Raw genomic sequence first — 19,940 nt, 5'->3', positions numbered from 1 at the left:
CTCATCACGAGCGCTTTTTTTTATCCAAACTCCATACATATCAAGTTTTGAGTTGTCATCAAAATGCACCGGGAAAGAGAAATCATCTATTGAATCTTTTTTTTCATAATCTGAAGCCATGCTTTTCTCCACGTTAATATCGGATTGTTATAACGTATATCGGCATAAAATATATACATCATAAGTATATAATACTTTTTGTTTTTTTTCAATATTATTTAAAGGAAAGTCCGAATATGCCGTAACTAAAGAATGATATGAAGTTGTATTTGAAAATAATTTTTCCCGTTTTTGTTGCCGTCGGGCTATACGGGTTTTTGTCTCTTTTTTTCGGGCAAAAAAGTTTTTTTGCAATGAAACAAATGCAAATGCAGCGAGATGCCTTAAAATATCATGTTGAAGCCTTAGCGGAAACTACCAAAGAGCTTGGAATTATAATAGATAATCTTTCTTTTGACCAAGACACAATTGAGGTCTATGCAAATCAGTTAGGTTATGTGAGGGATGGAGAGTTTCTTATTAAGCCGACAAATTTTTCGGGAAGCTTTACACAACAACTTACTGCAGGGACATCGTTTAAGATTACAAAGCCGTATACTTTGAGTGATGATTTTTGTAAAAGTCTTGCAGCCTCTGCGGGGATTATTATTCTTATTTTGGAAATGCTATTTGGAATCAAAAAATGATTGTTTCAAAAATTGATGGTAATTCGGCTGATATTACCGCCGAGCTTTTGCGCGAAAAAAAAATTGTTATTATCCCAACCGATACAATTTACGGTTTTTCAGGTATTATGCCGGAAACGGCGGATAAAATTGCTGCAATAAAAGGCCGAAACGCTTCTAAGCAATTTATCGCCCTCATTGCCAAACCTGAAGATTATAAAAAATATACCGATATTTCTATTCCCCAAAAGTTTTTATCTTTATGGCCGGGTCCGCTTACGCTAATTATGAGGCTGAAAAACGGAAATACACAGGCTTTTCGCTGCCCAAATGATAATTGGCTTAGAGAAGTGGTAGAAAAAACCGGAAAGCCTATTTACTCCACCAGTGCGAATAGATCGGGTTTTCCTCCCCTGACAGATATAGAAGAAATCAAACAAGAATTTCAGCAAGATGTTTCTTTGATCGTAGATGCGGGAAAGATTACGGGGCTTGCTTCAACCATCGTTGATATTTCAGGAAGCGAGCCAAAACTTCTGCGGCAGGGTGCAATAGTACTATAAAAAATATTTTAACAGTTTAAAAATATTTTTATCTAAACTTCCTCTTAATTCACCTGATTTTCTCTTTTACAAATCGTTTTATAACACATAGATTCTTGTTTTTGTGCTTATTTTTATGTGGAGCTTTAAATGATACCGTAATATTTTATTTAAAAATATATTTTTTGGTAGACTTTATATGGCTTTATGATATAATTTCTGTAATATTATAGTGATATTTTGAAGAAGGCAAGTTTTCAACTGTTTGATAACAAGTCTCCTCTTTATGTCATATTTAAAATATGCACTACGGTTTTTACATTTTTCATCACTGAGGTGGTTTTATACGATGAGAAAACCGAAAATAATTGCTCGTGTGTGAATATAATAATACTCACTTTCAGCCGGATTTATACAAATATAAATGGAGATAAAATATGGGGAGAGCAGAAAAAAGAAAACATTCAATTACAATTAAATTAGTTTTTTATTTTGGTATCGTACTGCTATTTTCGATAGCGTTAATAAGTGCTGTTTTTTTACTTACATCATACAAAGCGTTAACGGATAATGTTACGGAGCGACTTACTTTACAAGCATACAATTTATCGGAAATAGTTAATGTAAACCTGCAAAGTTTATATCGGCAGTTGGAAACTATTGCAAGAAACGAAACTGTGCGCGACCCTAATTTCAATGTAAGTGAAAAAGCGCATTCGCTCAGATATGAGGCGGTAAAAAATACCAAAAATTTTATCACCAAGCTTTTTATTTTGGATACATCGGGAAAGGGCTTTCAAACAGACGGCACAGCGGTCAACCATAGCGGAAAAATCGGGGTTACTACTGTTTTGAATGGCGGAATGTTTATTAGTCAACCAGAGCCATCGGCTGCGGGCGGTTTTGTATCAATGTACTATTATATTCCCGTTTACAATGTGTCGCAGAAAATTATTAATATCTTAGTTGCCGAAATAAATGCCGCGATGCTGTCTCGCGATATCAAAAATGCCTCTATCGGGAAAACAGGAGAAGCCTTTATCGTAGGAACCGACGGAACTATCATAGCGGGAAAGGATGAGCAAATCGTAAAGGAAAAACTGAATGTTTTAGAAAAAGCAAAGCAAGACAATGCATACAAAGATTTTGACCGGTTTATACAACAAGCATTACAATATTACGGGTATAATTACGATACCTATGATTTTGCCGGGAAAAAAATAAGCGGAGCGTTTTCAAAAATCAGTACAACTGGCTGGACCTTGGTTATTTGTGCTCCCACTGAAGAGTTTATGGGTGGAGTCCATAAATTTATGATATCTGTTTGTGTTGTTATCATTATAACAATTGTGTGCGCAGGCTTTGTTATTCTGGTTATTGCGTATTAAATAGCAAAACCATTGCAGAAAACAGCCATGGCATTAAAAAACATATCGCAGGGTGAAGGTGATTTGACTATTTCATTACCTGTAAGAGGAAACGATGAAATATCCGATATTGCACTCTATTTTAATGAGACAATCAAGAAAATTCGCAATTCAATAGCCACTGTTACCTACAATATAGATAAAATGGAAGCGATAGGCTCGGAGTTAACGGAGCATGCAAGCAAAACGGAGCTTGCTGCAAAAAAAATTGAGGAAAGTATCGGAAATGTAAAAAATGATGTGCTAAGTCAAACAACCGGTATTACTGAAGTAGCTTCTGTAATGGAGCAGTCTGTTCGAACCGTTGAGCAACTTAATAAACATATTGCTACTCAGGCAGCAAGCGTTGAACAGTCCTCCGCATCAATAGAACAAATGGTTACGAATATCAGAGCGGTAACCGATATTTTGGAAGAGAACACCGAAACAGTTGAAAGTCTGAATGAGTCAACGGATATCGGTCATACAAGTTTGATGCACTCCGTTGAGATCACTAAGATGATTATTGAACGGTCTGACGGTTTATTGGAAGCAAGCACTATTATCCAAAACATTGCAAGTCAGACAAATCTTTTAGCTATGAATGCCGCTATAGAGGCTGCTCATGCAGGAAATGAGGGGAAAGGCTTTGCCGTCGTCGCTGCGGAAATACGAAAACTCGCAGAAGAAGCTGCGCGACAAAGCAAATCAATTACCATGGTGCTGAAAGAATTGAAAGCTATGATAGGTGAATTGGGAAAATCATCGGATACCGTACAAAGCGTATTTTCCGATATCTATCAGTTTGCCGAAACAGTAAAAACACAAGAAGATGTTATTATGAAGACAATGCAAATGCAAAGCGCCGGTGGCATGGAAATTCTCCGAGCAATAAAAAGCATCAATACTGCTACAACGGAAGTTGAACATGGAGCAACGGAAATGTTAACCGGTAGTAAGGAAACTTCGACTGAAATGCAAAAATTGGCATCGATCGCTGCAATGATTACCGAAAACATGAATACTATGAATACCGATACAATCAAGATTAACAGTGCAATTATAGGAATAGCTGAAATAAGTCGCAAAACCCATCAAAGCATCGAACGTCTTGCTGAAGAAGTTAAGAAATTTAAAATTTAATGATATAAAATTCGGATATAATGCTGAACCTATTTCTCTTTTGTATATAAAATTCGAGTGATTAAACAGGACTCGAAAAAAAGCATTAGTGTAGTGTTTTGCAATTAACTTGCTGGTATGCAGCGCGAAGCATCAGCAGGAGGTTTGCGGATTCAGCATCACTATGGTAAATTGTCCACCGTTGTGCCGTGTCGGGTTCTTTTTTATAAAAAATTTTGCGATTCAAATACGATGTAGTAAGAATAGATTGATTTATTAAAAAAAACGCTATACTACTTTCGAGAAATGGGAAAAGTGTAAGCTGGCAAGTCGGTAAAATCTTCATAAAAATTTATTTTTTCGTGGTGTTTTTTATTTTCCTATGCTATACTGATAGAGATAATCAAGAGTTTGCTTAAAAAAGAGAATATTTTAAGTCTCTTTAATTTTTTTTTAATAAAGTGGAGAAGTTCATGCATGTTGATATTTTCTTAGAATCCGTATTTTTTCCCGATAAAGTACATACTATTGACACTTATTATTTCAAAATTTATGAAAAAACACCGATTAATAATGTAATGCTTAAAAAAACGGAAACACCAAGTATATGCATGCAAAATACTTCATTAGTTTCTAAAATAAGACAAATTAAAAACAAATATATTATAAACTATTTATATCTGATGAGGTCTGTATGAAATTTACTATTCGTAAAAAACTTGTGCTGACATTGCTTGGGGTGTTTTCTCCTTTTGCACTGATTATCTTTATTTTTCTGATAACAGGCTTGACTCGGGCCTCATATGATTTTGCGTTACAACATTTATACGATCAAAGTATGACAATGGCGCGAGATGTACAGCTCATTATTCAAAATGTTTATGATAGAACCGTAAGTTTAGCCAGAACTTTTGAAAACTATACAATAATACCCGCAGATTTACGCCGTGAATATTTTAATCGTTTGCAGCAAACAACACTTTCAGAAAAAAATAATTTTGTTGATGTATGGACGGTGTGGGAGCCAAACGCACTCGACGGTTTAGACAATAAATTTAAAAATCAACCCGGCCATGATGAAACCGGCAGATTTATTCCTTATTGGACCAAGGTTAACGGAATCGTGTCTCTTAACCCCTTAACCGACTATGACGGAAGCTTCTGGTATGAAAATCCTTTACATTCAAAAGTGGGTATTTTAATAAAACCGAACCGTTATACGTTACAGGGCAAAACAATGTATGTTGCTGGAAGTGCCGTACCCATTCATGATAAAAACGGAAAACCGATAGGCGTTATCGGCATAGATTATTCTCTTTCTCATATGCAAGATTTATTTAAAACCGAGACCGTTTTTAATAAAGGAGCTCCTATTCTTGTTTCAGCGGAGGGGCTTGTTTTATTTCATAAAGACGATTCCTTGGTTTCAAAAGAATTACCTGAATTTTCTGAAAGTGATTTTTCAGTTTTTTTTAAAAAGGCCGCTGAAGACCTCAAACCGTTTCACTTTGTTAAAAAAATAGATGACGCTAAATGGATGTATGTATATGTACCGATAAAAATCGGAGAGACAAAGCAAATATGGTTTGCGGGAAGCGCACTTCCCGTATTTGACATATATGCGAACGGAATCAAGCTCACCATTGCGGTAATTATAATGTTAGCCATAACCGCTGTTACGGTATTTATTCTGCTTTTTTTACTCATATATAAAATTACAAAAAGAATCGAACAGGTAACGAATAGTCTGTATGATATTGCGGAGGGGGAAGGAGATTTGACGGTACATTTACCGGTAACAGGAAATGATGAAATTGCCGATCTTGCAACATTCTTTAATGAAACAATAAAAAAGATACGCAGTGCCGTTGTTACCGTCGGTAAAGCAGCCGGTAATTTACAAAAAGTAGGGACCGACCTCTCGGATAATATGAATGAAACCACGGGAGCAATCAGTCAAATCGGTGAAAATATTAAAGAAGTTAAAAGATAGGTGCTTTCTCAAGCATCAAGCGTTAACCAAACAGAAGCTTCAATGCAAGAAATGCGGAAAATTATCGAAAACCTTAATAGACATATTGAAATGCAAGCTGCAAATATTACCGAAAGTTCTTCGGCAATTACAGAGATGGTTGTCAATATTAATTCGGTAAGCAGTATTTTAAGTGAAAACGCAAAACGTATAGAAACTTTACAGGAAAAATCAAATTATGTAAGAGCAAAAACCGTAAATTCTGCTCGACTCACACAGGAAATAGCACAAGAATCCGAAGGGCTTTTACAAGCGAGCACAGTTATTCAGCATATTGCAAGTCAAACAAACCTTCTCGCTATGAATGCGGCAATTGAAGCCGCTCATGCAGGAAATGCGGGAAAAGGTTTTGCGGTTGTTGCGGATGAAATTCGAAAGCTTGCAGAACAGTCAAGCACACAGGGTAAACAAATCAGCTCTGTATTAAAAACTCTTAAAATTAAGATAGATGATATTGCATCCGATGCCGCAGAAGCTCAAAAACTTTTTGATGATACGTACAGTCTTACGCAAGAAGTGAAAACACAGGAAGACAGCATCATGAATGCAATGCAAGAGCAAAGCAGCGGTTCTGAACAAGTTATAAAAACGATAATAGATATTGGGGAAATAACTTCAAAAGTCCGCTCCGGTTCGGTTGACATGATGAATGGCAGCATTCAGGTAGCTGATGAAATACAGAGACTCACACATATTGCCGGCCAAATAACTACAAGCATGGATGAGATGGATTTAGGAGCAATACAGATCAATAAAGCCACTCAAAAATTAAACGAAATTACACAACAGACAAAAGAGACTATTGAAAATCTTGCGATTGAAGTAGGTAAGTTCAAAGTATAATGCAGCGTTCTGTCATTAACTTCTACATATACTAATCCGAGTGCTAATAACAACGGTTTGCGGATTCAGTATTCCTTGATACCTATACGGGTGTCAAATGATGGTTTAAAGTTGACTATTTGCAAAGCGTTAAAACTTGCAGGGTGTTTTTTGACAACCGTGTCAAGGAAGTAACCTGCGGACGGAGGGCTGCCGCCACTTATTCATGCGTAAGTCCTGAAAGTGTAATAATGCCCTGCTTGCATAGGTTATAAAAAAATGGTACAATCAGTTTATGATTTTTCCATTAAAAGAATTGATTGAATTTGAGGGGAATATTTACGAAATAACCGTAGCCGGTACTCGTAGAGCGTTTCAGCTTGCGACCATTAATGATCCAATATTAGAAGAAAATGACGGTAAAGTGGTATCAACAGCGGCGCGGCAAATTTTTACCCATGTAATTGATTATCAGCTTGAGTATCACCCCGATTATAATTAACGCGTGCACCTTTCTCAGAAAATTCCTGTTCTCATAATTTTCGGGGCAACTGCCGTAGGTAAAACGGCAGTTGCTGAAAATTTTCTTGTAAAAAATAATACCGATTATACGAACTTCAAGCCTGAAATAATAAATGCCGATTCCGTGCAGATTTATAAGGGCATGAGTGTCGGATCCTGTGCGCCCGCAGAAGCTCTTATGGAAAAGTTGCCGCATCATCTTGTGGCGATTTGCGAGCCGGATTGCGAATTCTCAACAGGAGATTTTGTGCGCGAAGCGGACAGACTTTGCGCGGAAATTTTTCAGCGCGGGAATTTACCGGTATTACTTGGAGGGGCTGCCTTTTATCTGCAAAACTTTATGTTCGGCTTACCGATAACTCCGCAAGCGGACGAGTCGGTTCGAAAACAGCTGCAAAAAAGAATGGCGGAGGAAGGAGCTGCTGCTTTATTGCGTGAATTGGAACAGGTTGATCCGCTTTCCGCAGAAAAAATTCATATTCATGACGAATATCGAATTATCCGTGCACTTGAAGTGTTTATCGCTTCCGGAAAACCGTTAAGTGCTTTTTCTCGGACAAAAGAATATCGCAGTGCATATGATTTCACAGCCGTCTGCCTGTTTCGCCCCCGAGAAGAATTGTATGCCCGCATTGAAGCGCGGGTTGAACAAATGTTTGCACAAAACGCTTTACAAAACGAGGTGTATGCACTTTTCGAACAAGGTTTTTCGCAACACGATCCTTCAATGACAGCAATTGGCTATCGGGAATTTTTTGAGCTTGGCAACGGAAATCCTCACGCCGCTGATATCGAAAAAGTTAAAGAGTTGATTAAGCGAAACAGCAAGCGGTATGCGAAACGCCAGGAAACCTTTTTTAAATCTTTTCCGAATGTGCAACCCGTTAATCTCAGTTTGCCTTCAGATACGGAAAGTCTCCGAAAAACCATAGACTCTTTTTTAAAACAAACCCCAAGTTAAGCGACTTACTCTGTTTGAAGCTTTAAAACTCGTTGCCAAAGCGGAGGCAAATTATTAATGCTTTGCCCTATGGTAAGTTTACTCACCGTTGTCAAACTCAGAACGGGCACGGACGCCCGTGGTTCCACGCAGACGGTTTAGTTTTTGACAAGGACGTCAAAAACTAAACCGTAGGGTCGAATTTTTTTTTATAAAATTTTTTTACGATTCGTATTTGGATGAATTAAAATCAAATTGAGTTATCAAAAACTTACAGCTGCAAGCCCTTGTTTATGCGAATGTCCTGGTTTCATTCTCAAATATATCTCGACAAAAATGCCAAAATAACGTACACTCTCGCCTAAATAATCAATTGCAAAGATTGTGGGTTGTTTTATTTTGATTTTTTTCAAGGAGTAAAATTGTGAAAAAGATGAGAAAGTTTATTGTGGCGGTATGTTGTGTTGCGGTTACAGCGCTGAGTCTTTTTGTTTCGTGCAGCAAGTCGGAGGCTGTTTCCGATGAGAAAGAAATTACCATCGGTATTGTTGCTCCCCTGTCGGGCAATGTTGCGGTATACGGCACCGAAGCGTTGAACGGAATTAAGCTTGCAGTGCAGGAAATAAATGCGGCGGGCGGTTGGAACGGTAAACAAATAAAATTGATTATTGAAGATGATGAAGGTAATCCCGAAAAGTCCGTAAACGTTTATAAAAAATTAACCGCAAAAGACGGCGTTCGTATGATTATCGGCTCGTTGACTTCAGGCTGTGTGCAGGCAATGACGGGGCTGGCGCAAATGCAAAAAGTGCTGGTAATTGCTCCTGCCGCAACAATGCCGTCAATAACCGATGCGGGCGATTTTATTTTCAGAATGTGCTTTATCGATCCTTTCCAAGGAAGAGTGATGGGCGAGTACGCAAAGAAGAATCTCGGGTTTAATACTGCGGCTGTTTTGTATGATCCCGGTAGTGATTATTCAAGCGGTTTGTACGAGAGTTTTACAAAAGCATTTGAACAAAGCGGCGGGAAAATTGTTGCTGCCGAATCCTATGCCGGTGGAGACAAGGATTTTAACGCGCAATTAACAAAAATAAAAAGCACAAATCCTGAATGTATTTATTTACCCGATTACTATGCGACGGTTATGTTAATTGCAAAACAGCTGAGAGCGCAAGGTATTACGGCTCAACTGCTTGGCGGAGACGGCTGGGCAGGTATTCAGGAATATGCTGGTGAAGAGCTTGAGGGTGCGTATTTTTCGGATCACTATATTGCCGATTCCAAAGATCCCGCCGTGGTGAAGTTTGTCTCTGTCTATCGTGATGCGTATAAACAAACTCCCACAGCTTTTGCGGTTCTTGGGTATGACTCTGTTTACTTGCTGGGAGATGCTATTAAAAAAACAAATTCAACCGATCCTTCAGTGTTAAAGGATACGTTGGCAACTATGGAAGGTCAGTATGTAACGGGAAAACTGCGCTTTGATTCAAAACGCAATCCTATTAAGGCAATGGTTGTGGTTGGTTTGACAAAAAATGCCGAAGGAAAAGTAGCGACTGTTTATAAAGATACGGTTAATCCTTAAATAAAGCGCAAAATACGAAAAGTTTACGGGGGCGGTTATGGTTATTCAACAGCTGATAAACGGGTTGTCATTGGGCAGTATTTATGCTCTTATTGCGCTCGGGTATACAATGGTGTACGGTATTGTGTTGCTGATCAATTTTGCACACGGAGATGTGCTGATGCTCGGCGCCTATGTCGGTTATTATGTGCTGCTGACTTTCGGTACATCGCCTCTGTCATTCGTTATTGCAATAGGAACGGCAATGGTTGTTTGCGCAGCGGTCGGTATTATTATAGAACGTTTTGCGTACCGTCCCTTGCGGAATGCCCCGCGGCTCAATTCGCTTATTACCGCGATTGCCGTTTCGCTTATTTTACAAAACGGAGCGCGGGTTTTGCCGTTTATCGGCCCCGACCCGCGTCAGTTTCCCACATTGCCAACTGTAAAAATTTCAGTTGGCGATTTTGACATTTCAAACATCCAGCTCATTGTTGTATCCGTTTCTATCGGGTTAATGTTTTTACTGAACTATATTGTAAATCATACCAAAGCGGGTAAAGCAATGCGCGCAGTATCGTTTGATGCGACCGCCGCCGGCTTAATGGGTGTGTCCATTAACGGAATTATTTCCTTTACCTTTGCACTCGGTTCCGCTTTAGCGGCTGCGGGCGGCGTATTGTTTGCCTTAGCCTATCCGCAAATTGAGCCGACCATGGGTGCGATGCCCGGACTGAAAGCATTTATTGCTGCCGTGCTCGGCGGAATCGGATCAATACCCGGGGCGATGATTGGCGGGTATATTCTTGGTTTGGTGGAAACACTTACAAAAGGTTTTTTGTCATCGCAGTATGCCGATGCAATTTCATTTTCGCTGTTAATTATTATCTTGTTGGTAAAGCCTTCGGGATTGATGGGTAAAAAAACAAGGGTAAAAGTATGAGTCTTGTACATAAAAAATACAGATCGATCGGTTTGTCGATAGCGGCACTTTTAGTATTGGTTGTCATGCCGGGGTTTTTTATCAAAAACGGAATCATCGATCCCTATACCGCACAAATACTTACGCTTGCCGCTATCAATGCTATTGCGGCAATCAGTGTTAATATTATTTGCGGATTAACCGGTCAGCTTTCCCTTGGACAGGCGGGCTTTATGGCAATCGGGGCTTATTTTTTAATCTGGTTTTATGAAACTTGCGCGATCCCTTTGCCGGCGGCTATTGTGGCGGCGGCTCTTGTTGCAGCCGTTGCGGGTTTTGTAATCGGGTTTCCGGTATTGCAGCTCACCGGCGATTATTTGGCAATTGTTACACTGGGATTCGGCGAAATCATTCGTGTGGTATTTACTAATTTTAAAAGTTTTACCGGCGGCCCGAACGGCAAACGAATTACCAGCATTTTAACCGTTATGCCTGAGTATGCGTGGTTTGCCATTGCATCGGTTTTGGCATTAGTAATTATCGTGTTATATAACGGCATGAAGTCTCCATACGGGCGAGCGGTTTTGGCTGTACGCGAAGATGAAATAGCCGCAAATTCTTGCGGCATTTCGGTGTTCCGCTATAAGATGGGCAGTTTTATTTTTGCCGCATTTGTTGCGGGGCTTGCCGGCGCCCTCTACGCACCCTTTCTCGGGTTTGTAAAACCAGATATCGCCTCTTTTAATAAGAGTGTTGATTTCCTCATCTTTGTTGTACTCGGCGGCATCGGTAATATTACCGGCTCAATAATCGCCGCTTTTGTATTAACCTATTTGCAGGAACTCTTGCGGTTCTTACAGGAATTCCGCTTATTGATTTATCCGATGCTGTTAATTATTGTTATGCTCTTCCGTCCCCAAGGACTCTTAGGTTCAAAAGAGCTATCCTTTAGCGCAGCGGCTCAAAAACTACAGGGACTTTTTGGTAAAAAACAAGCAGAAAGGGAGGACGCATAATGCCTTTTTTCTTTGTAAAAAAACAGACGGAAAAAGAATATTCCGGACGAATTAGTCCTACGCTTTTAGAGGCGGATTCCCTTTCAATGATTTTCGGCGGCTTATGTGCGGTCAGCAATTTTTCATGTGTGCTCAACCGCAATGAGTTGGTCGGGCTCATCGGGCCGAACGGGGCGGGTAAAACAACAGTGTTTAATATGCTCTCCGGTATTTATGCGCCCACTTCGGGCACTATTACGTATTACGATCGGCAGGCCAGCCGCTCTATGATGCAAGGAAAACAACCATGGCATCATGCAAAATTAGGAATTGCGCGCACATTTCAGAATATCCGCCTGTTTAATAATTTAACTGTGGAAGATAATATTCTGATTGCATTAAATAACGAAAAACGATCAACGGTTACGGATGCGGTATTCCGTATGGGAAATTTTTATGCCGATGATACCGCATTACGAAAAAGAGCGCGTGAATTACTCCGTTTGTTATCGCTGGAAGATAAAATCAATGACTATGCAAAAAATCTTTCGTATGGAGAACAGCGGCGGCTCGAAATTGCGCGTGCCCTTGCCGTTCGTCCGCAGCTCTTACTTTTAGACGAACCCGCAGCAGGCATGAATCCGCAGGAAACAAGCGAACTGATGGAAATTATCAGCTTTATCAAAAAAGAATTCCAGCTGACGGTTTTGTTAATTGAGCACGACATGAAACTTGTTATGGGCATTTGCGAGCGGATTATTGTGTTGGATTACGGAAAGGTTATCGCTGCCGGCTCTCCTGAGGAAGTTGTACATAATCCGCAGGTTATAAAAGCATATCTCGGCTCGGAGGACTCATTATATGATTAACGTACAAAATCTCGAAGTGTTTTACGGAAATATTCAAGCACTGCACGGTATTTCGTTTACGGTCAATGAAGGGGAAATTTGTACGCTCATCGGTGCAAACGGAGCCGGCAAAACAACAACCCTGCATACGCTTTCCAATATCATCAAAAAAAGAAGCGGAAGCATTTCCTTTTTGGATAAAGACATTACCGCATTGCCGCCCGCAGATATTGTACGCATGGGACTTGTGCAAGTTCCCGAAGGCAGACGGGTGTTTTTTAATTTAACCGTTATGGAAAATCTTGAAATGGGCGCCTATCTTAGAAACGATAAAGAAGGCATACAAAAAGATTTACAGCGCGTCTTTGATTTTTTTCCTCGCTTGCTTGAACGGAAAGGGCAAGCTGCCGGAACCCTTTCAGGCGGCGAGCAGCAAATGCTTGCAATCGGGCGCGCACTGATGAGCCGCCCCCGTTTACTGCTCCTTGATGAACCTTCGATGGGGCTTGCGCCGATATTAGTAGATGAAATTTTTAATATTATCCGTATAATAAATAGTGAAGGTATTACAATATTGCTGGTCGAACAAAATGCGTTTAAAGCTTTGCACATAGCCACCCGTGCCTATGTGCTTGAAACCGGCAGTATTGTAAAAACAGGGACGGGCGCAGAATTACTGAATGATGATTCGGTCCGCCAAGCCTATTTGGGAACAAAGTAAACTGTTCCCGTATATTATCAGGGAGGAATGCGTATGGATGTTGCAAGTATTATGACAAACACTCCGCTATATATTCATCCGGAGATGTCTGTCCCCGATGCTCTTGCGTTTTTAAAAAAAGAAGGAATAGGACGTGTGCCGGTGCTTGATCAGCGCAATCACCTTATCGGTATAATAACCGAACGGGATTTACTCAATGCAAGCCCCTCTTCTGCAACCGCTCTTGACATCTACGAAATAAATTATTTACTTTCAAAACTGAAAGTGGAAAAAGTGATGAAAAGAGATGTTATCACTATTACTGAAGATGTTGCCGTTGAGGAAGCTGCGCGCATCATGGTAGACAATAAGGTAAGCGCCTTGCCGGTTATGCGCGGCGATGCGCTTGTCGGCATTGTTTCCGACGGCGACCTTTTTAAACTCTTTATCAATCTCTTCGGAGCGCGCGAAGAAGGAGTACGTATCACCTTGCTGCTGAAAGAAGGACACGGAGTGCTTAAGCATATCACGGCGGGAATTGCCGATGCGGGCGGGAATATCATCACAATGGTTATCCGCGACGGAAGCTCTGCCGATACCAAGATTTGCCTCATCAAAATAAACGGCGTTTCTAAAGAAACAGCGGTAACGATCCTGTCTCCGCTCGCGGCTGAAATCCTTGATGTGCGGTAAAAACCGTAGCATAACGTTTTCTGATATTTTCAGCTGATTTTTTAATTCATCTATATTATAAAAAAGATCAGGGGCGAAGTTTTAAAAATTTGCTATAACTTCGCCTACGAGTTTTAAAGCTTCAATTTTACAAAACAGTGTTGATGCTTTAAAACATCGTTTGGAATTTTGACAGGGGCGAAGCTTTAAAAATTTGCTATAACTTCGCCTACGAGTTTTAAAGCTTCAATTTTACAAAACAGTGTTGATGCTTTAAAACATCGTTTGGAATTTTGACAGGGGCGAAGCTTTAAAAATTTGCTATAACTTCGCCTACGAGTTTTAAAGCTTCAATTTTACAGTTTTGGACAGAAAAAATTCGAGTGTTCCATTTTGCCTATGGTAAGTTTACTCACCGTTGCGCCGTGTCGGGCTCTTTTTTAATGACCCGGTATGTGAGAAGTTTCAGAGCCTTGCATTTGAAAACTTGCCGGTAAGGTGTTTTTTTAGTATTTTTAATACAGGGCTTTTTGTGCAAAAAAGGCTCGTCGGGTGTACGCTTGCCCGGAAAAAAAACAGCGCAATTTTCACGTAACTTAAGGAACATATATGGCAAAGTATGAATTTCAAACCGAAGTAAATCAGTTGTTACAGCTGATTATTCATTCATTGTACTCAAACAAGGAAATCTTTTTGCGGGAGCTTGTCTCGAATGCCTCCGATGCCTTAGACAAATTAAAGTATCTGACCGTTTCGGATGAGGCGTATAAGCAGGTTGTGTTTAATCCGCGTATTGATATTACGTTTGAGGAGGACGCAAATAAGCTGATTGTCCGCGATACGGGAATCGGCATGAATGATGAAGATATTCGCAGCAATCTCGGCACTATTGCCCGATCCGGCACCAAGCTTTTTTTGGAGCAGCTGGCGAATGATGAAAAAAAAGATTCCAACCTTATCGGGCAGTTCGGTGTCGGGTTTTATTCTGCTTTTATGGTTGCCTCAAAAATCGAGGTGATTGCCAAAAAGGCGGGCGAGTCAAAGGTGTGGAAATGGATTTCCGACGGGAAGGATTCTTATACGCTGGAAGAGGCGGAGGACACGGATTTTCCGCTTATCGATGATGTTCCTGAAGGCAGCCACGGCACCTGTGTAATTGTGCATCTTAATCAAGAGGATTCAGAGTTTGCTACCCGCTGGCGCATTGAGCAGATTATCAAAAAATATTCGGATCATATTGCTTTTCCGATTTATCTGCATTACACGCAAAAAGATTATGATGATAAGGGCACGGTAAAATCGGAGTCCGCTCATTGTGATAAAATAAATGACGCAAGCGCCTTATGGCAAAAAAATAAAAATGAGTTAAAAGAAGAAGATTATATAAACTTTTATAAATCGCTTTCGCATGATTCCGAAGATCCGCTTTTGTATTTGCACACCAAGGCTGAGGGCACACAAGAGTATACGACGCTCTTTTATGTTCCGGCAAAGGCGCCTTTTGATATGTTCCATGCGGATTACCGCCCGGGCGTAAAACTTTTTGTCAAGCGCGTGTTTATCACCGATGACGAAAAAGAATTGCTGCCGGTGTATTTGCGGTTTGTACGCGGTATTATCGACAGCGAAGATTTGCCGCTGAACGTGAGCAGGGAAATCTTGCAGCAAAACAGAATTCTCTCCGCCATTAGAAACGCTTCGGTGAACAGACTGCTTGGCGAGTTTAAAAAGCTTGCGGAAAACGATAAGGAAAAATACGGAACGTTTATCGCTGAATACAACCGTCCCTTAAAAGAAGGCTTATACAGCGATTTTGAGCGCAAGGATGAGCTTTTGGAACTAGTGCGTTTTAAGACAACCTCCTCCGAAGTAAAAGAAGATGAGTGGACAAGCTTTGCCGATTATGTATCGCGTATGAAGCCCGACCAAAAAGCTATTTACTATATTACCGGTGCCGATGAAAAGAACTTGCGTCAGTCTCCGCACCTTGAGGCGTACAAGGCAAAGGGTCTTGAGGTTTTAATTATGAGCGATGAAATTGACGATATTGTTATTCCGACTATCGGCAAATATAAGGACTGGGAACTTAAGGCGGCAAACCGTGCAGGCTCAGAAGATGAGTTGAATACCGAAGAAGAAAAAAAGACTGCGGAAGAAACGGAAAAAGATTTTAAGCCGGTTCTTGAAAAGGTGAAAAAAGCCTTAGGCGACCGCGTAAAAGAAGTGCGCATTTCCAAGCGGCTTGCGGAGTCTCCTTCCTGTATTGTTGTTGACGAAAATGACCCGAGCTTGCAGATGGAGCGGCTTATGCGCGCAATGGGGCAGGAAAATCATGCGGCAATAAAACCGATTTTGGAAATTAACGCAAACAATCCCATTGTACAAAAACTCAAAGACAATAATGACGAAACCTTTATCGCCGATGTTTCCATTGTCTTATTGGGACAAGCCCTCCTTGCCGAAGGCGGCGAACTGAAAGACCCGATCGACTTTATCAAACGCATGAACCGTTTGCTTGAAGCATAACCTATTTATAAAAAAAGAGAGGCAGCGTCCTCTCTTTTTTTTATTTGCGCATTGTCGGGAATACATGGTTCTACCGCAGTATTCTTTTGATAACTCAAATAGTGTTTAATACCTCTTATACAAAACATACAAAATTTTATAAAAAAAATTTGACACAACGGTTTAGTTTTTGCCGTCCGTGGCAAAAACTAAACCACGAGTTTTAAAGCTTTACAAACTATTTTGCTTTAAAACATCGTTTCTGTTTGGAACCACGGGCGTCCGTGCTCGTTCTGATTTTTGACATCCGTGCCAAAAACTAAACCGTCTGTGTGGAACCACTGCCATCCGTGGCAGTTCTGATTTTGACATCCTTGTCAAAAACTAAACCACGAGTTTTAAAGCTTTACGAATAGTCTTGCTTTAAAACATCGCTGCTGCGTGGAACCACCGCCATCCGTGGTGGTTCTGAGTTTTGCCGTCCATGGCAAAAACTAAACCGTCTGTTTGGAACCACGGGCGTTCGTGCCCGTTCTGAGTTTGACAACGGTGGGCAGTTTACCATAGGGTAAATGTTTTGCAGCAAGAAGGCTGTTGCAGAACAATAGGCGAAACTTTGGTACTTTCCTTTTGCTTCACTTGCGAGTTTTGCCTGTTTACGCTGGAGCATTAGGCAAAACTCTTTTATCACGAAATTCCTTCAAGCCAGTGTATGTGCACGCCGTTTTTTTCCATACGGCGGAACCATGTTTCTTGGCGTTTTGCGAATTGGCAGATGGCGCGGAAAAGTGTATCGATGTATGCCTCTTTTGAAGGGATTTTGTTTTGTAAATACTCGGCGGTGAATCGGTATTCAAGTCCAAGACTTTCAAGCTTTTCCCATGAATACCCGTTTTGATGAATAGCTTCAACCTCTTCAATCATGCCGGCTTCGATGCGGTTGACAAGCCGTGTGTAAATTCTTTTGCGCAGTGCGCTTCGTTCAAAGCGTATGCCGTATACCTTCGGTTGCATATGCGGCCGCTCTTTTTCCGCCGCGGCGCGCGCATTCGGACTCTCTTTATAAAAAGAGGCAATTTCTATTGCGCGTAACAGCCGGTCGCGCTGTTCCAAATCGGTTTTGTTGTGAATCGCTTCTTTGCTCTTTAATGAAAAAAGCATTGTGCGCAAGTCGTCCATGCTTGTATCGTGTAAAGATTCCCGCAGCGCCTCGTTTATCGGAACCGGAATAAGTTCGTAGTTTCGCAGCAAGGCATCAAGATATAAGCCGGTGCCGCCGCAGACAATCGGCAGCTTTCCTCTTTTTTCTATTTCCGGAATCAGCCGATACACCGCTTTTTGAAACTGAAATACATTGTACTCTTCATCAAGTTTGCAGATATCAATGAGGTGATAGGGTAGGGTGCCGTATTCGTGTAAGTCTTTTCCGGTACCGAGGTTAAGGTTGCGATATACTTGCCGCGAGTCGGCGGAAATAATTTCGCCGTCGTATGAGTGGGCAAGTTCTACTGCAAAGGCGGTTTTGCCTGTTGCGGTTGCGCCGAGCACCACCGCCATATTGTGTTCATTTCGGCTAAAGCTGACATTGTATTTCATGGCAGTTTTTTCAGCACCTCCGTTGCCCGCTCTTTTGCTTTTTGATACCGCTGCCAATCAGGCGCGGGCTGCGGCAGCGCCTTCCCTGTATCGCAGATAAGCCCTGCCTTTTGCTTTGCCTGCAAAACATGCAGCACCGCCTCATCAAGCCGAGCTGCAAACTCGGAATCTCTTTTTGCTTCTTCGGCAATTTTTTGAACAATCGCATGAATTCCTTTTTCGGAGCACATGAGCATGTCGCAGCCTGCCTTTAAGGCTCTAAGGGCATTGTCGGCGGTGGTGTGCCCGCCCTCTTTTAAAGCCCGCATTGCCAAATCATCGGTAATAATCAGCCCGGAAAACCGTAAGTCTTTGCGCAAAAGCTCAATGCCTTTTTTGGAAAAACAAAAGGGAACATCTTCAATGCACAAAACATTGGTGTGCGAGACAAGCACGGCGGCAGGCGTGGCGGACTCGATTATTTTTTTAAACGGTTCAACGCGGGTATTCAATTCAGATCGGGAAACCGATAGGGTTGATTTTTCTTTATGCGGATCTGAATTGCCGGTTGCGGGAAAATGTTTGAGCGTTGCAAGCACGCCTTCTTTTTGCATGCCGGCTACAAAGCTTGCCGCATAGGCAGCGTTTTTTTCGGGGCTTTCAGAAAAAGTGCGGGCGCCTAAGGTTTGCAGCGTTTCGGCAGCACTGCATTCCGCAACGGGGGCAAGGTTTAAATGGATGCCGATAATTGCGGTTTGGGCGGCGGTTGCCTCATACAGAGTTTTTGCCTCGGCTGACGAAAACGCTTCCGCCGCCGATTGCGCCGAAGGAAGCGCCGACTGAATCTTTTTCAACCGATACACCGCGCCGCCTTCATTATCGGTTGCGTACAGGGGCGGAATAAACTCAACCCGATGTTTTTCCGCATTTTCTGCAAAGCCCTTTGTACAGTCCCGCAAAAAACTTTGCACACCCTGCGGCGTGTCGGCAATATTAAAACCGAACAACAACACCGCTCCCGGCACCAACCGATTAAAAAACTTCTTTGAAGAAGAATCAAACGTATTTTTACCGTCGATACTTACCATCAAAACCTGCGCTGCCTTTTGCTCTGCCGGCAAACTCGACACAAAGCCGACAAGCCCATCCTGTGCCGCCGCACTGCCGACCGCAAAAAACAAAAAAAACGCCCACAAACCGCCGTATTTTCTCATGCGCTCTACTATAAGAAATTAGAGGCGCTTACACAAGGGGCGCTTTTTTATTAAAAAGATTCCGACACAACGGTTTGGTTTTGACGTCCGTGTCAAAAACTAAACCACGAGTTTTAAAAGCACTTAGAAAAAATTTGTGCTTTTAAAACTTCGTTTCTGCTTGGAACCACTGCCATCCGTGGCAGTTCTGAGTTCGACACTACGGGTTGGTTTTGACGTCCATGTCAAAACCAACCCTGCGAGTTTTAAAGCTTTACAAATTGTTTTGCTTTAAAACGTCGCTTCTGCGTGGAACCACTGCCATCCGTGGCAGTTCTGATTTTGACGTCCTTGGCAAAATTATACCTTGCGAGTTTAAAAGCTTCAATTTTACAAAACAGTGTTGATGCTTTTAAACATCGCTTCTGCTTGGAACCACGGGCGTCCGTGCCCGTTCTGATTTTGCCGTCTGTGGTAAAACCAAACCTGCGAGTTTTAAAGCTTTGCAAATACTTTTGCTTTAAAACATCGCTGCTGTATGGAACCACCGCCACGCCCTGATTTTTAGTATTCTTGATTAAATCAGTGCTGCGAGTTTAAAAACTCCTATTTATGTCGGTGTGGTAGTTTTTAAACATCGTTTTACATTGTTCTGATTTTGACGTCCGTGTCAAAAACTAAACCTGCGAGTTTTAAAGCTTCAATTTTACAAAACAGTGTTGATGCTTTGATTAATACATATGGAAGTTAATTACAAAACGTTATACCAACAATAGCTTTTAAAAACTCCTATTCAAAAGGTGCGACAGTTTTTAACCATCGCTTGGAATTTTCCGGGGTTCAATGGGGAGCCGCCCCTTGTGCACGCGTAAGCCCTGTCTCTCTTATCTTTTTTTCCTTGTTTTTTCAATA

Annotated in this window: 18 protein-coding genes; 15 read left to right on the top strand and 3 right to left on the bottom strand. The window is 41.3% G+C overall.

What is annotated here, in order from left to right:
* Positions 1–269 precede the first annotated feature (269 nt).
* The 15 genes from FUT79_RS10260 to htpG all read left to right on the top strand — a co-directional run bounded on the left by FUT79_RS10260 (position 270) and on the right by htpG (position 16,281).
* The gene (locus FUT79_RS10260) at positions 270–686 is read left to right on the top strand and encodes an FtsB family cell division protein (RefSeq protein ID WP_162147448.1); all 417 of its coding nucleotides are present in this window, start codon (positions 270–272) and stop codon (positions 684–686) included.
* Positions 683–1,228, top strand: a complete 546-nt coding sequence (locus FUT79_RS10255; protein WP_002701173.1) for an L-threonylcarbamoyladenylate synthase — start codon at positions 683–685, stop codon at positions 1,226–1,228. The genes FUT79_RS10260 and FUT79_RS10255 overlap by 4 nt, the downstream gene beginning before the upstream one ends.
* Positions 1,229–1,644: 416 nt before the next feature.
* Positions 1,645–2,595: a cache domain-containing protein gene (locus tag FUT79_RS10250; RefSeq protein WP_148889639.1), complete on the top strand. Its 951-nt coding sequence runs from the start codon at positions 1,645–1,647 to the stop codon at positions 2,593–2,595.
* A gap of 12 nt (positions 2,596–2,607) precedes the next feature.
* Complete coding sequence (locus FUT79_RS10245) at positions 2,608–3,756, top strand: methyl-accepting chemotaxis protein (protein ID WP_280525088.1); 1,149 nt, start codon at positions 2,608–2,610, stop codon at positions 3,754–3,756.
* A 673-nt stretch (positions 3,757–4,429) separates the two neighbouring features.
* On the top strand, positions 4,430–5,728 hold the full coding sequence (locus FUT79_RS10240; RefSeq protein ID WP_052812642.1) for a methyl-accepting chemotaxis protein: 1,299 nt from the start codon (positions 4,430–4,432) through the stop codon (positions 5,726–5,728).
* Positions 5,729–6,610, top strand: a complete 882-nt coding sequence (locus FUT79_RS10235; protein ID WP_052812643.1) for a methyl-accepting chemotaxis protein — start codon at positions 5,729–5,731, stop codon at positions 6,608–6,610.
* A 274-nt stretch (positions 6,611–6,884) separates the two neighbouring features.
* Positions 6,885–7,091 (top strand): DNA-directed RNA polymerase subunit omega, encoded by a 207-nt coding sequence (locus FUT79_RS10230; RefSeq protein WP_002701163.1) that lies wholly within the window; start codon positions 6,885–6,887, stop codon positions 7,089–7,091.
* A gap of 3 nt (positions 7,092–7,094) precedes the next feature.
* Positions 7,095–8,072 (top strand): tRNA (adenosine(37)-N6)-dimethylallyltransferase MiaA, encoded by a 978-nt coding sequence (gene miaA / locus FUT79_RS10225; RefSeq protein ID WP_002701161.1) that lies wholly within the window; start codon positions 7,095–7,097, stop codon positions 8,070–8,072.
* Between the two features lie 412 nt (positions 8,073–8,484).
* A complete protein-coding gene (locus tag FUT79_RS10220; RefSeq protein WP_002701160.1) occupies positions 8,485–9,639 on the top strand; it encodes an ABC transporter substrate-binding protein in 1,155 nt (384 codons plus the stop codon).
* Positions 9,640–9,676: 37 nt separating this feature from the next.
* Positions 9,677–10,561, top strand: a complete 885-nt coding sequence (locus FUT79_RS10215; RefSeq protein ID WP_024751958.1) for a branched-chain amino acid ABC transporter permease — start codon at positions 9,677–9,679, stop codon at positions 10,559–10,561.
* Complete coding sequence (locus tag FUT79_RS10210; protein WP_024751957.1) at positions 10,558–11,556, top strand: branched-chain amino acid ABC transporter permease; 999 nt, start codon at positions 10,558–10,560, stop codon at positions 11,554–11,556. Before FUT79_RS10215 ends, FUT79_RS10210 begins: the two co-directional genes overlap by 4 nt.
* Positions 11,556–12,404 (top strand): ABC transporter ATP-binding protein, encoded by an 849-nt coding sequence (locus FUT79_RS10205; protein ID WP_024751956.1) that lies wholly within the window; start codon positions 11,556–11,558, stop codon positions 12,402–12,404. The genes FUT79_RS10210 and FUT79_RS10205 overlap by 1 nt, the downstream gene beginning before the upstream one ends.
* Positions 12,397–13,104 (top strand): ABC transporter ATP-binding protein, encoded by a 708-nt coding sequence (locus tag FUT79_RS10200; protein WP_002701151.1) that lies wholly within the window; start codon positions 12,397–12,399, stop codon positions 13,102–13,104. Before FUT79_RS10205 ends, FUT79_RS10200 begins: the two co-directional genes overlap by 8 nt.
* A 33-nt stretch (positions 13,105–13,137) precedes the next feature.
* A complete protein-coding gene (locus FUT79_RS10195) occupies positions 13,138–13,776 on the top strand; it encodes a CBS domain-containing protein (RefSeq protein ID WP_024751954.1) in 639 nt (212 codons plus the stop codon).
* A gap of 588 nt (positions 13,777–14,364) precedes the next feature.
* Positions 14,365–16,281 (top strand): molecular chaperone HtpG, encoded by a 1,917-nt coding sequence (gene htpG / locus FUT79_RS10190; protein ID WP_044634949.1) that lies wholly within the window; start codon positions 14,365–14,367, stop codon positions 16,279–16,281.
* Between the two features lie 666 nt (positions 16,282–16,947).
* Here htpG and miaA (FUT79_RS10185) read toward each other — a convergent pair.
* From miaA (FUT79_RS10185) to FUT79_RS15145, 3 genes are all read right to left on the bottom strand, one after another.
* The gene (gene miaA, locus FUT79_RS10185; RefSeq protein ID WP_024751952.1) at positions 16,948–17,856 is read right to left on the bottom strand and encodes a tRNA (adenosine(37)-N6)-dimethylallyltransferase MiaA; all 909 of its coding nucleotides are present in this window, start codon (positions 17,854–17,856) and stop codon (positions 16,948–16,950) included.
* Positions 17,853–19,049, bottom strand: a complete 1,197-nt coding sequence (locus FUT79_RS10180) for a glycoside hydrolase family 3 N-terminal domain-containing protein (RefSeq protein ID WP_024751951.1) — start codon at positions 19,047–19,049, stop codon at positions 17,853–17,855. The genes miaA (FUT79_RS10185) and FUT79_RS10180 overlap by 4 nt, the downstream gene beginning before the upstream one ends.
* Positions 19,050–19,294: 245 nt before the next feature.
* Positions 19,295–19,582: a hypothetical protein gene (locus FUT79_RS15145; protein WP_187426487.1), complete on the bottom strand. Its 288-nt coding sequence runs from the start codon at positions 19,580–19,582 to the stop codon at positions 19,295–19,297.
* Positions 19,583–19,940: the final 358 nt, after the last annotated feature.

It is taken from the genome of Treponema phagedenis (assembly GCF_008153345.1).
In the GTDB taxonomy this organism is placed as follows: Bacteria; Spirochaetota; Spirochaetia; order Treponematales; family Treponemataceae; genus Treponema; species Treponema phagedenis.
Note: the sequence above shows the minus strand (reverse complement) of the source record. Positions and strands in the feature narration are given on the sequence as shown.

Coding starts and splice junctions, on each gene's coding strand:
- FUT79_RS10255 (WP_002701173.1), top strand. CDS start 683: ATGATTGTTTCAAAAATTGATGGTAATTCGGCTGATATTACCGCCGAG.
- FUT79_RS10250 (WP_148889639.1), top strand. CDS start 1,645: ATGGGGAGAGCAGAAAAAAGAAAACATTCAATTACAATTAAATTAGTT.
- FUT79_RS10240 (WP_052812642.1), top strand. CDS start 4,430: ATGAAATTTACTATTCGTAAAAAACTTGTGCTGACATTGCTTGGGGTG.
- FUT79_RS10230 (WP_002701163.1), top strand. CDS start 6,885: ATGATTTTTCCATTAAAAGAATTGATTGAATTTGAGGGGAATATTTAC.
- FUT79_RS10220 (WP_002701160.1), top strand. CDS start 8,485: ATGAGAAAGTTTATTGTGGCGGTATGTTGTGTTGCGGTTACAGCGCTG.
- FUT79_RS10215 (WP_024751958.1), top strand. CDS start 9,677: ATGGTTATTCAACAGCTGATAAACGGGTTGTCATTGGGCAGTATTTAT.
- FUT79_RS10210 (WP_024751957.1), top strand. CDS start 10,558: ATGAGTCTTGTACATAAAAAATACAGATCGATCGGTTTGTCGATAGCG.
- FUT79_RS10205 (WP_024751956.1), top strand. CDS start 11,556: ATGCCTTTTTTCTTTGTAAAAAAACAGACGGAAAAAGAATATTCCGGA.
- FUT79_RS10200 (WP_002701151.1), top strand. CDS start 12,397: ATGATTAACGTACAAAATCTCGAAGTGTTTTACGGAAATATTCAAGCA.
- FUT79_RS10195 (WP_024751954.1), top strand. CDS start 13,138: ATGGATGTTGCAAGTATTATGACAAACACTCCGCTATATATTCATCCG.
- htpG (WP_044634949.1), top strand. CDS start 14,365: ATGGCAAAGTATGAATTTCAAACCGAAGTAAATCAGTTGTTACAGCTG.
- miaA (WP_024751952.1), bottom strand. CDS start 17,856: ATGAAATACAATGTCAGCTTTAGCCGAAATGAACACAATATGGCGGTG.
- FUT79_RS10180 (WP_024751951.1), bottom strand. CDS start 19,049: ATGAGAAAATACGGCGGTTTGTGGGCGTTTTTTTTGTTTTTTGCGGTC.